11 protein-coding genes are annotated in these 13,845 nt (G+C 38.5%); 9 read left to right on the top strand and 2 right to left on the bottom strand.

Features of this window, described 5'->3' with window-relative positions:
- Window positions 1–333: 333 nt before the first annotated feature.
- From DPX34_RS16120 to rluB, 3 genes are read left to right on the top strand one after another with little or no spacing between them, the layout of a single operon-like run.
- Window positions 334–975, top strand: a complete 642-nt coding sequence (locus tag DPX34_RS16120; protein WP_111979479.1) for a riboflavin synthase subunit alpha — start codon at window positions 334–336, stop codon at window positions 973–975.
- Window positions 976–982: 7 nt separating this feature from the next.
- Entirely contained in the window at window positions 983–1,600 is a 618-nt protein-coding gene (scpB, locus tag DPX34_RS16115) for an SMC-Scp complex subunit ScpB (RefSeq protein WP_438938523.1), read from the top strand.
- Window positions 1,593–2,435: a 23S rRNA pseudouridine(2605) synthase RluB gene (gene rluB, locus DPX34_RS16110; RefSeq protein ID WP_111979477.1), complete on the top strand. Its 843-nt coding sequence runs from the start codon at window positions 1,593–1,595 to the stop codon at window positions 2,433–2,435. Before scpB ends, rluB begins: the two co-directional genes overlap by 8 nt.
- A gap of 69 nt (window positions 2,436–2,504) precedes the next feature.
- Here rluB and DPX34_RS16105 read toward each other — a convergent pair whose 3' ends face one another.
- Complete coding sequence (locus DPX34_RS16105) at window positions 2,505–2,933, bottom strand: DUF6491 family protein (protein ID WP_111979476.1); 429 nt, start codon at window positions 2,931–2,933, stop codon at window positions 2,505–2,507.
- A gap of 446 nt (window positions 2,934–3,379) precedes the next feature.
- On the bottom strand, window positions 3,380–3,904 hold the full coding sequence (locus DPX34_RS16100; RefSeq protein ID WP_111979475.1) for a DUF2062 domain-containing protein: 525 nt from the start codon (window positions 3,902–3,904) through the stop codon (window positions 3,380–3,382).
- Window positions 3,905–3,940: 36 nt separating this feature from the next.
- On the opposite strand from DPX34_RS16100, the gene DPX34_RS16095 reads away from it, so the two are divergent.
- The 6 genes from DPX34_RS16095 to DPX34_RS16070 form a co-directional block, all read left to right on the top strand.
- Window positions 3,941–6,235, top strand: coding sequence for a DNA internalization-related competence protein ComEC/Rec2 (locus DPX34_RS16095; RefSeq protein ID WP_111979474.1), 2,295 nt, complete (start codon window positions 3,941–3,943; stop codon window positions 6,233–6,235).
- A 101-nt stretch (window positions 6,236–6,336) separates the two neighbouring features.
- The gene (msbA, locus tag DPX34_RS16090; RefSeq protein ID WP_111979531.1) at window positions 6,337–8,091 is read left to right on the top strand and encodes a lipid A export permease/ATP-binding protein MsbA; all 1,755 of its coding nucleotides are present in this window, start codon (window positions 6,337–6,339) and stop codon (window positions 8,089–8,091) included.
- 5 nt (window positions 8,092–8,096) lie between these two features.
- On the top strand, window positions 8,097–9,083 hold the full coding sequence (gene lpxK / locus DPX34_RS16085; protein WP_111979473.1) for a tetraacyldisaccharide 4'-kinase: 987 nt from the start codon (window positions 8,097–8,099) through the stop codon (window positions 9,081–9,083).
- Window positions 9,070–9,255, top strand: a complete 186-nt coding sequence (locus DPX34_RS16080; RefSeq protein WP_111979472.1) for a Trm112 family protein — start codon at window positions 9,070–9,072, stop codon at window positions 9,253–9,255. Before lpxK ends, DPX34_RS16080 begins: the two co-directional genes overlap by 14 nt.
- A 4-nt stretch (window positions 9,256–9,259) precedes the next feature.
- On the top strand, window positions 9,260–10,012 hold the full coding sequence (gene kdsB, locus DPX34_RS16075; RefSeq protein WP_111979471.1) for a 3-deoxy-manno-octulosonate cytidylyltransferase: 753 nt from the start codon (window positions 9,260–9,262) through the stop codon (window positions 10,010–10,012).
- Window positions 10,013–10,133: 121 nt separating this feature from the next.
- On the top strand, window positions 10,134–13,845 hold a 3,712-nt coding region (locus DPX34_RS16070; RefSeq protein ID WP_332872831.1), incomplete at its 3' end, for a FimV/HubP family polar landmark protein.

Genomic DNA, 13,845 nt, shown 5'->3' with positions numbered 1-13,845 from the left:
TGGTTCATTGTCAGCGCTTACTCTCGACTTTGGCTCCTGCGTCGTTCTAACACCTAAATCCATTTAGGCGGCCCCAATCACATAGTAGAGCATATGCATATGGGGTCTCGAAGCTTGCCTGCATGGATGCAGGTAAGGGGCGAGAGCAGGACGCGGTAGCTTTGACGGCTTCCCCCTAAAACCCGATCGCTTTGACTATATTTAAGTTCAATTGACGATATCTATTGGCTATTTTTGCTAAAATAGTAATAAATTAAGTTGAATATTTGGTTTTGGTTTACGAAGCTGCATTCTACGCTGGGTCAGATAAAAATATAAGGTATTTAAGTAAGTATGTTTACAGGCATTGTTAAATTAGAAACACAATTGCAATCGGTTGACGTGAAAGATTATGGCAAGCGTTTTAGTATTTTGCTCGATGCGGATTATGCTGGCAATATTACATTGGGGGCGAGTGTCGCACTTAACGGGGTGTGTTTAACCGTATGTGATATTACCGCTTTTAATTACGCATTGTTATTAAGCTTTGATGTTATTCCGGAATCATTGCGTTTAACTAATTTAGATGATCTTGGTGTTCAAGGTTGGGTTAATGTGGAGCGCGCAGCCCGTTTTGGCGATGATATTGGTGGGCATTTATTATCTGGACACATTCATACCCAAGCGACCGTTGTATCGATTACTCAAGCCGAAAAAGCCTTCTCGATTGAATTTTCTATTTCACCAGAGTGGCAAAAATACATTATGTATAAAGGCTACATTGGCTTAAATGGTTGTAGTTTAACGTTAGGGGAGGTGAGCCCTAATTCGTTTTACGTTCATTTAATACCTGAAACATTAAACATCACTAATTTTGATAAGTTGCGAGTGGGGCACAAGGTTAATGTTGAAATTGATACTCAAACGCAAACGATAGTGGATACGATTGAGCGGGTCATGGCAAGCAAACCTAATACTGTTGAGTTGACTCGTTAACATGCCAATAAAAGCAAAACGAAAAAAACATTATAGCCAAATAATAGAAGCGGCTATTTTTTCTGCCGGTAAACCGCTCAGTGTGGATGATCTCCGGCAAACCGTATTAAGTGAATTTAATTTAACCGTTAATTACGTCATTGAATTGATCACTGATATACAAACAAGTTATCACGAACATGGAATTGAATTGGCCAAAGTTGCGACAGGATATCGTTTTCAAACGCGAAGCGAACTAAGCCCGTGGTTAGGTAAACTTTGGGTTGAAAAAGCACCTAAATACTCCAGAGCTATGCTTGAAACACTCTCTTTAATTGCATACAAACAGCCGATCACGCGAGGCGAAATTGAAGATATACGAGGGGTTGCTGTTAGTTCAAATATTATGCGCAGTTTGCAAGAACGAGGTTGGATAAAAGTCGTCGGTCATAAAGAAATTCCTGGTCGCCCGGCATTATTTTCAACGACTTCTGCATTTTTAGACTATTTTAGTTTAGAATCGTTGCAAGATTTACCGGTGTTACAAGAGGTTGCGCCGACTATGTTTAATTTAAGTAACGAAACGGCTATAGAAAATAGTCAAGTAGTTACTCAATCCGATTCGGGAGAATCCGATAATGTCTGAAAAATTACAAAAAGTATTAGCGAGAGCCGGTATCGGCTCACGACGTGAAATGGAACGTGTGATTGCTGAAGGTCGCGTTAGTATTAATGGCGAAATAGCCACGTTGGGTGTTCGTGTTGGTGAAGGTGATACATTGCGTGTTGATGGCAAACAAATTCGTTATCAAACCGCTGAATCAATACCATGTCGTGTGCTTGTTTATAATAAACCTGAAGGTGAGATCTGTAGCCGCTCTGATCCTGAGCATAAAAAAACGGTATTTGATCGATTGCCTCGTATGCCTGGTGGTCGATGGATAGCAGTGGGGCGTTTAGATATCAATACTTCAGGTTTGCTTCTATTTACGACAGATGGTGAATTAGCTAATCGATTAATGCATCCATCACATGAAATTGAACGAGAATATGCTGTTCGTGTATTTGGTGAAGTGACCGATGGTATGGCACAAAAATTACGAACTGGCGTGCAATTAGAAGATGGTCCGGCTAAGTTTTCTAAGCTCTCTCGCCAAGGCGGAGAGGGATTAAATCGTTGGTATCATGTTACATTATCTGAAGGCCGAAACCGTGAAGTTCGACGCATGTGGGAAGCGGTAGAAGTAGTCGTGAGTCGCTTAACGCGTATTCGTTATGGTGATATAAAAATGCCACGCTCATTACCATTAGGTGGCTGGGCTGAACTTGATAGTAAAGAAGTTAATTATTTGCGAAAAACCGTTAAAATGGGGCCGATTGAAGCACGTAAAGAATTACCTCGTAGTAATAAAGTCGATGTCATTAAATCAAACCGCATTCGAAAAGCGGTACGAAAAGCCGAGTTACGTCGCGACAAATAAACTGATTTGCTTATTTAACGCATAACACTACAAACGCTCTATAAGTAGAGCGTTTTTTATAGCCGTCGTTTATTCCATCATTGACTCACGTATTGCTTGCGCTTCATCCATTAAATCATGTGCTTTTTTTCGGCTTTCAAGTTTAAATATTTTACCTATTGGGCATTTATAATCGGCTGTCACAATCGAATCTGTTCGATTACCACAAATCTGATAACTCCGTGATTCAAAACCGATTTGAAAGGCGGTATCTAAAGAAAAACAAGATAAGCGAGTCGTGATAATATAATACTCATCGCGGTTACCATCGACAAATAAAGTGTCGAAAGGACCCGTACCAAACCCTTTAATATCACTTTTATCAATACAAACCCTGCCATCTTGTTGGGTTTTTTCGGCTAAAATATCACTGATTGATGGTATTTTTTTCTCTGTTGGCAGCTGCGCACAGCTTATTAAATTGATTGTTAAGCTGATAAAAAAGATTAATTTGATCATGACTAAAATCCTACAATTGACAGTTTATTAAGCGCTTAAACCAATATGCTCAAGTGATTTTAATGCCGAAGTAACATCTGCTAAGAGACTTTATTTCGGTAGGCTATAAATTGATTTATGCTGCATTAAACCGACTTAATTTAACCCATTAGTTAAACTTGCACCTATTTGCCTCGCCTGCAGGACCAAGGTGCTTAGCGTGAACAGGAAGCCGTGCTTAAATAAATTTAAATTCGCACTGGCTCCTGTGTGTTGCAGCGAGCTGGGTATACACCTTTTTAAGTGTAACTAATTTAAGTAAAAATGTGAGTTTAAACTGCTTTATTTTACAAATCATTACATGTGTTACAAGTTTTCTTGAGAGAATAGTGGGGGGATTCATTATGTTGCTTTTTACATTGATTAAGTGATTAATATTGAATTAATCACTTAATCTCATTTTAAGGTTATACGGCATGAGCTACGCGCAATTTTCGTTTGGCCCAGTTTTTTCTTACACTGTGTCGCCACAATATATTAATGCCAAAGTAACCTACGATAGAGAAAAAGGTCGCACAAACTAAACAACCGGTTAAAAATGTGGGGCCAATAGTGGAAATACTATTAGTTAGCCATTCCCAGCTCATTTCATAAGCAAATTCATGCCCACTATCACCAAGAACCCATTCACCGACAATATAACAAAAATAAAACATAGGGGGGATAGTTAAAGGATTCGTGATCCAAACTAGCGCAATTGACAGAGGTAAATTAACCTTAAAAGTAATTGCCCCCAATGCAGAAAGCCACATTTGAAAAGGCACGGGTATAAACGCATTAAATAAGCCTAAGGCAAAAGCGCCTGAAACTGAACGGCGATTTAAACACCACAAATTTGGATTGTTTAAAACCGGGCCAAACATTTTCAATGATTTATTTTTTTTAATGGTTTCGTGGTCCGGAAGAATTCGTTTTATCAATTTTTTGGGCATAGTTGCGCATTACCTAATATTATTTAGAGGTGTCACATGGAAAAGTGTCTGTTAGCGATAATAATGGGTTGGGTAACCGCTAATTTTTCACCTGTTATACAAGCGCCTTATTACATTCTTATTATTTTACTTATCTTAAGTGTGCTGCTCATAAATAAAGCTAAAATAACAAGTAGTTTCACCGTTGGTTTTATAATCTGCGCTATTTTTACAAATAACTACCTTAGCTGGCAAGTTAAAGCGCAAGATATTGCAAAAGATGTGCAAGTTACGGCATTTGTAACGGCACAAATGGTTAAGTCAAATCAGAATCAAACGCTAACTTTACAAACTATCAGTCTAAATGACCAAGCATTAAGTGCAAAATTACGGGTTAATACATACAAACTTGAAGAAAAGCTGAATGTTGGCGACAAAATAGAAGCAACCTTGCGTTTAAAACCAATTAATGGTCTGCACAATCAATATGGTTTCAATTATGTAAAGTGGTTGGTAAGTCATAAAATACAAGCGATAGGTTATGTTAAAGCCATTACCGTGATTGAGCACGGATTGGATTGGCGTGAAAATGAATATGTAAAGATCAAGCAATCACTGCATTCCTTTACTTCACAAGCTTTACTGTATGCTCTGTTAACGGGTGATAAACAGGCGATTTCTCAAGACCAATGGTTAGTGCTTAAAAATACCGGCACTGTGCACTTAATGGTTATTTCGGGTTTACATCTAAGTTTAATATTTGCTTGGACATTTACGCTAAGCCTGCTTGTTATCAAAGCATATAGTTTGCTCATTTTGAATTTTAAATCGGCCAATATAAATGCATGGGCTTTGTGTGTATTTAAGCAAGGCGAGATTTATTTATTTTCTAGTCTTGTTGCATTAGTGGCGACGATTTTTTTCGCTTGGTTTTCGGGGTTTGCGATCCCGACTGTTCGTGCATTGATCATGTTGAGTGTTTTTGTTGTCGGTTATTTGTTTTTTAAACCGGTAAGTTGGTCGTTACGTTTTTATTTAGCGATGTTTTGCGTTTTAATTTATGATCCTTTTGCGCCCTTAAGTGTTGGTTTTTGGCTTTCATTTGGTGCGGTAGCGGCCATTATGTTTAGCTTGGTGATTACCAAGCGAAAATTACTGCATTTTAAAGGTTGGGCATTATACTGGCGACAATTTTTAGGTATTCAATTGGCTCTCGGCGTTTTACTTATTCCGATTCAATGGTGGGTGTTAGGGCAATTTTCAATCTTGAGCCTTATCGTTAATCCTCTCGCGATACCTTGGATGTCATTTACGGTTATTCCTTTAGCCTTACTTGGGTTATTACTTTCCTTTATTGAACCTACATTGAGCTATATGTTATATAGCTCGGCTGATTATTGTTTTGAATTATTATGGGGAGTGCTTATCTATGCATCTTCATTATCTTCTGCTATATCCGTTCAATTTTCCCCCTTATTTATTGGGTGTGCTTTTCTTTCTATCGGGTTGATTTTGCTTCCGATAAATAAATATTTAAAATTTTTTGGCGGTGTTATATTCAGTTTATTACTCATTCCGATAGAAGATGACCGCTGGTGGCGTATTCAATTATTTGATGTAGGGCAAGGACTTGCTGTCTTAATTGAACGTGAAAATCATGCTGTACTTTATGATACAGGTGCGGCCTATGCTAGTGGTTTTAATATGATTGATGCTGTCGTTTTACCTTATATTCAAGCAAAAGGACTTACGTTAGACGCTGTTATTATTAGTCACTCAGATAATGATCATGCCGGCGGTTTGCAAAAAATTAAAGATGAATTTCCATTTACTGAATTAGTCACGCCTCAAAATAATCGTTGTATTTATCCTGCGCAATTTATTTGGTTAGCCCTAGATTGGCAGGTATTGGCGCCCAATCAAAACTCGATTGATCAGCATCTAACCCAACGGTTAAGTGATAATAATAGCTCATGTGTTATGAAAGTAAGCCAAGAGGGCATGTCGTTATTATTAACGGGAGATATCGAGCGTAAAGCCGAGTTTGAACTAGCCACTCGGTTTAATGACGATACGTTAACATCAACTTTTGCCTTAGTGCCTCATCATGGGAGTAAAACATCGACGACAGATGCGTTTGTTAATCTGGTTAATGCAGACCATTGGTTACTCAGTCGAGGTTTATATAATCGATTTGGCCACCCTCATTCAGATGTTGTAAAGCGTTTATCTGGCTACCCCGTTTGGGATACGGCATACAATGGCCAAACTACTTTTACTCTTTTTGAGGAGAAAATAGCAATAGAGACTCAATTGGGGCGTTTGTTTAATCCTTGGTGGCTCAAAAATTAAACAATATAATTAACTGATAATTAACAAGTGACATTGATTGCCTTATGCCTTTAGAATAGAGCCTATCTTTTGGTGATAAAGTATTAAGTACCATTTGCATGATGCAGGATTCAAACGTTTCAGTACCTCACAAAAATAATTTTTTACGTTTATTAACTTATATTCGAGAATATAGAACCGTCTTTTCTATCGCTATTATTGGCATGTTAGCCTATGCCGCTATCGATGTTTATTTTTTGTCAAATATAGAAAAATTTATTGATGAAGGTTTAACACAAAAAAAGCATGAATTGCTTTTTAACATGGGTCTTGCTATCCCCGTGATCTTTTTCTTCCGTGGTGTCGCTAACTTTATTAGTACTTATGCTTTGTCTTGGGTCGGTGCTAAAGTTGTGGCAAAAATGCGCCAACAAACATTTGAGCACTTGATTGCTTTACCGGTCAGTTTTCATGATCAGCACTCGACTGGTGAAATGATTTCTAAAATAACGTTTGATACTGAGCAAGTTAATAATGCATCAAGTAAAGCGTTAACTATTTTAATCCGCGAAGGCGCGTTTGTTATTGGTTTGTTAGCTTGGGTCTTTTATTTGAGTTGGCAATTATCACTCATATTTTTAATTTTAGGCCCTGCTGTTGGTATTATCGTTAGTTATGTCAGCAAACGATTTCGTCTGGTTAGCCAGCGCATTCAAACGGCCATTGGTGGTGTAACTACCGTGACTGAACAAATGTTAAATAGCCATAAAGTGGTGATCACACATGGCGGGCAAAAAATTGAAGGTGAAAAGTTTTCTGAAGTTAATAATGAAAGCCGTCAACAACAATTAAAGTTGGTGACAACCCGAGTGGCCAGTGTTGCGGTTATTCAAGTGTTAGCGTCTTTTGCGCTATCAGCGGTTTTGATTATTGCGAGTAACCCTGAATTCTTAGATAAATTAAGTACAGGGACATTCACGACTGTACTCACTTTTATGATGATGATGCTACGTCCGTTAAAACAATTAACCACTGTGAACAGTGAATTTCAAAAGGGGTTAGCGGCTTGTAATAGTATTTTTGCGGTTTTGGATTCAAAAACAGAAGTTGATACAGGCACGCAAGTCATAAAACGGGTTAACGGAAATATTGAATTTAATAATGTAACTTTTACTTATCAGAATAAAGATAAGCCGGCACTTAAAAATATTAACCTGGCAATCAAATCTGGACAAACCGTGGCTCTGGTTGGGAAATCAGGCAGCGGTAAATCAACGCTGTCTAATTTAATTACCCGCTTTTATGATCACGATGAAGGCCAAATTTTAATTGATGGAATGAACATTAATGAGTTTGAATTAACATCATTGCGAAAGCAGTTTGCGATGGTATCGCAGCATGTCACCTTATTCAGTGACACGATTGCAAATAATATTGCCTATGGTAGTGCCGATAAAGTCACCAATGAACAAATAATTGCAGCAGCACAAGCGGCTCATGTTAATGAATTTGCTAATAATATGCCTAATGGTTTAGATACTGAAATTGGTGAAAACGGGGTCATGTTATCGGGTGGCCAAAGGCAGCGTATCGCGATTGCTCGTGCTATTTTACGTAACTCCCCTATTTTAATTTTAGATGAAGCTACTTCGGCCTTAGATACTGAATCAGAACGACATATCCAAGAAGCAATTGATCGCTTGCGCTCTGATCGCACTGCGATAGTCATTGCCCACCGCCTATCAACAATTGAAAATGCAAATTTAATTGTTGTGGTTGATGAAGGACAAATAATAGAACAAGGCACTCATAATGAGTTACTTGCTTTAAATGGTCATTATCGTAACTTACATGATTTGCAATTTACAGCAGCGTAGAGTAAATGAGTAAAATTGAAGCGAGTTGGTATAATCCTAATTTAATCACTTGGCTCTTATTACCGCTAAGTGGTTTGTTTTTTTTACTATCAAGCCTGCGACGACTTTTATTTCGTTTCAATTTGTTATCGACATTCCATCCTGGTATCCCGGTTATTATCGTTGGTAATATCTCGGTTGGGGGAACCGGTAAAACGCCTTTTACGTTGTGGCTAGTCAAATTGTTGAAATCAATGGGGCTAAAGCCGGCAATTGTTTCTCGTGGTTATCAGGCCAACATTAAAACCTTTCCTCACCTTCTATCTTCTAAAGACACCGCAGAGCAGGTCGGTGATGAACCTTTATTGCTGTTTGAGAAAGCACAAGTGCCTGTCGTCATTGCACCACAAAGAACAAAAGCAGCCGCATTTATCACTCAGTATACAAATTGCAACATTATTATAAGTGATGATGGTCTACAGCATTATGCGTTAGACCGTGATTTAGAAGTTATTCTTATCGACGGAAACCGACAATTAGGAAATGGATTTTTACTGCCAGCCGGACCATTAAGAGAAGGGAAATGGCGGATTAAAGATCATGATTTGACGTTATATTCGGGCATAAATGATAGACCCAATCATATGCAAATAAAGCCGCAAGCCCCTATCAACTTATTAGATCCGAATCGTGTTTTTTCAAATTTATCGGGGGCTGTCGTGGCGGTCTCTGCTATTGGTAACCCGCAACGGTTTTATCAGTCGTTAGCTGAATGCGGTATCGATATTGATCAAAAAATAGAATTTATTGATCACCATCAATATCAAAAAACAGATTTTAGTCAGCTCTATGATCAATGTATCATTATGACAGAGAAAGATGCCGTGAAGTGTCGGCATTTTGCAACTGAGAATTATTGGTATTTACCAATTTCAGCGGTGGTGAGCGATTCATTTACATCGACCCTACAAAACAAAATTCAAGGCTTAGTTAAAAAATATGAACTTCGATAAAAAATTATTAGAGATCCTTGCGTGTCCAGTCGCCAAAGGCAAACTTGAATACGATGCTGAAAAAAATGAATTAATCAGCCAAGCCGTTAATTTAGCTTATCCTATTCTAGAGGGGATACCGGTGTTAATTGAGGATGAAGCTCGGGTAATTACACTCGCTGAAAAGGAATAATGCTATGAGTTATACGATTGTCATACCTGCTCGATATGGTTCAACTCGCTTTCCGGGTAAGCCTTTAGTTGATATTCAAGGTAAGCCAATGATTCAACATGTTTATGATAAATGTGTTAAAACTCAAGCTGAGCGTATTATTATTGCTACTGATGATCAACGCATTGCCGATGTTGCTAAATCATTTGATGCTGAAGTTATTATGACATCGGCAAAGCATGAATCGGGTACGGAGCGAATTGCAGAAGTTATTGAACTGGCTAACCTTGAGCCAAATGAAGTAATCGTTAATGTACAAGGTGATGAACCTTTTATCCCACAAGCGATAATTGAACAAGTCGCTCAGAATTTAGTGTCACGTTCGCATATTAATATGGCAACTTTATCAGTGCCTATCTTAGATATTGAAGAAGCATTAAACCCAAATGCAGTGAAAGTTGTCACCGATCACGATGGTTACGCATTATATTTTAGTCGGTCGACAATCCCTTATGATCGACAGCGATTTATGAATAAAGAAACCATTGAAGAAATAGGCGAATTCTATTCTCGTCACATTGGTATCTACGCTTATCGGGCTGGTTTTGTTAAACAATACATTACATGGAACCCGACAGCACTTGAAAAAATAGAATCACTAGAGCAACTGCGCGTACTTTGGTACGGCGAAAAAATTCATGTTGAGCAAGCGCATGTGGTTCCGCCTGCGGGCATTGATACACCTGAAGATTTAGCAAAAGCATTACAAAAGGGCTAAATTAGACCCTGTGTATAATCTGCTATATAGTGACGAGCTGGAACAGTGTTTGCTTATTAATAAAAAAACGCTGGGTTTTAAATAAATAATTGACTCACAAAAAGTCAATTTCAGGATAAATATGATGCACTTAATAAGACGAATCTTGTTAGTGTGTGCTTTGGCCACAATAATTAGTTCGGAATTTTTCTTATCAACTGGCTTATTCATCAATAATGCATACGCAGAAGGTATGCGTATTCGAGGTGATAAAGAAACTGATAATGGTTTAAGCGGCACTGCATATGGTCCTGTTCTTTCAAGCGACACGTTATGGCGCATTGCTGAAAAAGTTAAACCTGATAAAAGTGTATCGACATACCAAGTGATGGTTGCGATATTTCAAGCAAACCCTGAAGCTTTCTTAGATAACAACCTTAACCATATTCGCACTGGTGCCTCTTTAAAAATTCCAACCGTTTCTGCTATTCGTAAAATAAATAAAACCGCAGCAAAAAATAAATCTGATTTAGATGACGACCTTTGGGCGGATAAAATGCGCCGTGTTGCGGCGGCTAAAACATCACCTGCGGAAAAAAAACGTCAAACCAATGCTAAACAAGCGGATATTGAAGTTGCGAAAGATCAGCTTGAAGGCAAGATAAAAGCTCTTCAAATGGAGCAGGTTGCTTCATATAAAATAATGAAAGATCAATTTTCAGTTTCTTTAGAAAGTATCCAAGTATTACTCGAAGAAAATGAAAGATTGAAAAACAGGTTAACCTCTGTCGATGAAGAAGTTAAAAATTTACGGACACAAGTGGGTCAAGGTAGTGAATTACAGCAACAGATAGAATTGTTGCTCGCTCAACAAACTCAATTTATAGAAGAACAAAAACGAGATGCAGAAGAGTCTGCTAAAAACCCTTTAGCTGAGCTTTGGCAGGTTATTAGTAATAATTTACTGTATCTGATCTTAACGTGTTTATTTTCTGTATTACTGATTGTGGGGCTGACTTTTTTAATTTTCTTCCGAAAAAAGCAAACCGCTGAACCCGAAGCTATTTTTCAACCTCAATCACCTACATCCGCTAATGCTAACAGCGCTGCCGCCGCGCCTGATCTCGATTTAAGTTTACAAGAAGATGACTTATTGATGGGTGATGATTTAGACGATGCGGTTGATGATTTGCTTGTACCTGATGAAGAATCAATTCGTTTAGATGAAGATGACGACGATGACCTACTGGCTCCTATGGAGGATGACGATGATCTCGATGATATTCTGGTTTATGACGAAGATGATGACGATGATTTATTATCGGTCCCTGATGAAGCCATTGATGAAAGTGATGATGGTGATAGCTTAATTGATCAATCTGATATTGATGATTTATTAAGTGGTGATGATACGGTTGATGAAACGGATATCGATGCACTACTAGACAGTGTTGATGAAGAAGCGCCTCCACAAGAACTATCGCAGGACGAATTAGACGAGTTATTGAATGGAGGAGGACCAGAAGAAAAAGATGATGATAATGCAACGGTCGATCAATCTGATATTGATGATTTATTATCCGGTGTCGATTCACCAGATGAAGCCGGTGAATCTGAATTAGATCAAGCCTCATTAGATGCGTTGTTGGATGAAGCGACGGCGCCTGAAATCGACAACGATGATGCTGAAGATTTCTTATCTGAAGATTCAGAAACGTCTAATGAAGATATGAATGATGACGATATCGATGCATTGTTGGCAGCCGGTGATAGCAGTCGCACTGAAGCAATAAGTGAAGATGAGCTAGACACTGACATAGACATTGAATCGTTGCTTGATGAAGCGAAGCCTGATACCGATAGCGAAGAGGATTTCGATATAGATTCTTTGCTTGATGAACAAGCCGGTACAGGCGCATCAGAAACTAACGATGTTGAAGATGACTTTGATATTGATTCATTAATTGATGAGCAAGCGGAAACAGAGACAACCGAAGCTGCTGAAGCTAACGATATTGAAGATGACTTTGATATTGATTCATTAATTGATGAGCAAGCGGAAACAGAGACAACCGAAGCTGCTGAAGCTAACGATATTGAAGATGACTTTGATATTGATTCATTAATTGATGAGCAAGCGGATACAGAAATAACCGAAGCGGCCGTTAATAACGATATTGAAGATGACTTTGATATTGATTCATTAATTGATGAGCAAGCGGAAACAGAGACAACCGAAGCGGCCGAAACTAACGATATTGAAGATGACTTTGATATTGATTCATTAATTGATGAGCAAGCGGAAACAGAGACAACCGAAGCGGCCGAAACTAACGATATTGAAGATGACTTTGATATTGATTTATTAATCGATGAGCAAGCGGATACAGAAACAGCCGAAGCTAACGATATTGAAGATGACTTTGATATTGATTCATTAATCGATGAGCAAGCGGATACAGAAACAGCCGAAACTAACGATATTGAAGATGATTTTGATATTGACTCATTACTTGATGAGCAAGCAAGTGCTGAAGTAGTGTCTTCAAATGAAGACGAAACTGATGATATCGATGCGTTAGAGAATATAGATGTTGATAGTTTACTTGAAGAAGAGCAAAAACAGTCCTTAGAGGATAGTGACTCGTTAAATGAAGATGATATTAATGCGTTATTTGATGAAGAAAATAATGATAATTTAGCTGACGACTTTGATTTAAATGATATTGAATCATTATTAGATGAAACAAGCGATGACCAAGAACTAACAAATCCTGATGAAATAAGCTCTGATGAAATTAAGGACTTATTAAAAGAAGATGAGCAAGAGGAGAATGTAGGTACTAGCCCAAAGCTTGAAGCTGAAGATAATTCAACTGAAAATGAAGAAATGCTTTCTGACGAAGAAAGTATGGATTTACAATCACCTGCAGAGCCAGAGCCAGAGCCAGAGCCAGAGCCAGAGCCAGAGCCAGAGCCAGAGCCAGAGCCAGAGCCAGAGCCAGAGCCAGAGCCAGAGCCAGAGCCAGAGCCAGAGCCAGAGCCAGAGCCAGAGCCAGAGCCAGAGCCAGAGCCAGAGCCAGAGCCAGAGCGTCCAGAATTAGATGAAGTCTATTTGGGTGAATTGCTCGATAGTTTCATATCTTCTCCTTCGTCAATCAATAAAAATATTGAACTTAAAGACGATGAAAATACTTCTCCAAATGAATTAGCCAACGAGCCAGTTGAAGAACTAACAGAGCTAGATAATGATGTAGATTCTCCTCAGGCAGGTACTGAAATCAATGATGAACTTGATTTAGTAGAATTCGAACTTGAAGATGATGAGAGTGTTCCTGATACAGAAGCATTCGAACTTGAAGATGATGAGAGTATTCCTGATACAGAAGCATTAGCCGACGAGCCGGTTGAAGAGTTAACTGAGCCAACGGGTGATATAGATGCTTCTGAGATAGAAGTCGAAGACGAAATTGATCTATCCGAATTTGAGCTTGAAGACTCAGATGACGATATTGATCTAGCCGCGTTAACTTCAGAATCTGAAGGTGATATTGAAACGCCTGAATCAGAGCTTGTCGATTTAGATACTGATTCAGATAATGATATTGATTTATCAGAATTCGAACTTGAAGATGATGAGAATACTCCTGATACAGAAGAATCTAGCGATGAGCCAGTTGAAGAGTTATCTGAGCCAACGAGTGATATAGATGCTTCTGAGATAGAAGTCAAAGACGAAATTGATCTATCCGAGTTTGAGCTTGAAGACTCAGATGAAGAGCTTGACTTACCTGAATTTGAACTTGAAGAAGACGAAAATCTTTCTACTTCAGATGAATTAGCCAACGAGCCAG

Source organism: Algibacillus agarilyticus (genome assembly GCF_003286125.1).
GTDB classification, from domain to species: domain Bacteria; phylum Pseudomonadota; class Gammaproteobacteria; order Enterobacterales; family Alteromonadaceae; genus Algibacillus; species Algibacillus agarilyticus.
The sequence above is the reverse complement of the archived record's forward strand: the minus strand, read 5'-3'. Positions and strand labels throughout refer to the sequence as shown.

Coding starts and splice junctions, on each gene's coding strand:
- DPX34_RS16120 (WP_111979479.1), top strand. CDS start 334: ATGTTTACAGGCATTGTTAAATTAGAAACACAATTGCAATCGGTTGAC.
- rluB (WP_111979477.1), top strand. CDS start 1,593: ATGTCTGAAAAATTACAAAAAGTATTAGCGAGAGCCGGTATCGGCTCA.
- DPX34_RS16105 (WP_111979476.1), bottom strand. CDS start 2,933: ATGATCAAATTAATCTTTTTTATCAGCTTAACAATCAATTTAATAAGC.
- DPX34_RS16100 (WP_111979475.1), bottom strand. CDS start 3,904: ATGCCCAAAAAATTGATAAAACGAATTCTTCCGGACCACGAAACCATT.
- DPX34_RS16095 (WP_111979474.1), top strand. CDS start 3,941: ATGGAAAAGTGTCTGTTAGCGATAATAATGGGTTGGGTAACCGCTAAT.
- msbA (WP_111979531.1), top strand. CDS start 6,337: ATGCAGGATTCAAACGTTTCAGTACCTCACAAAAATAATTTTTTACGT.
- lpxK (WP_111979473.1), top strand. CDS start 8,097: ATGAGTAAAATTGAAGCGAGTTGGTATAATCCTAATTTAATCACTTGG.
- DPX34_RS16080 (WP_111979472.1), top strand. CDS start 9,070: ATGAACTTCGATAAAAAATTATTAGAGATCCTTGCGTGTCCAGTCGCC.
- kdsB (WP_111979471.1), top strand. CDS start 9,260: ATGAGTTATACGATTGTCATACCTGCTCGATATGGTTCAACTCGCTTT.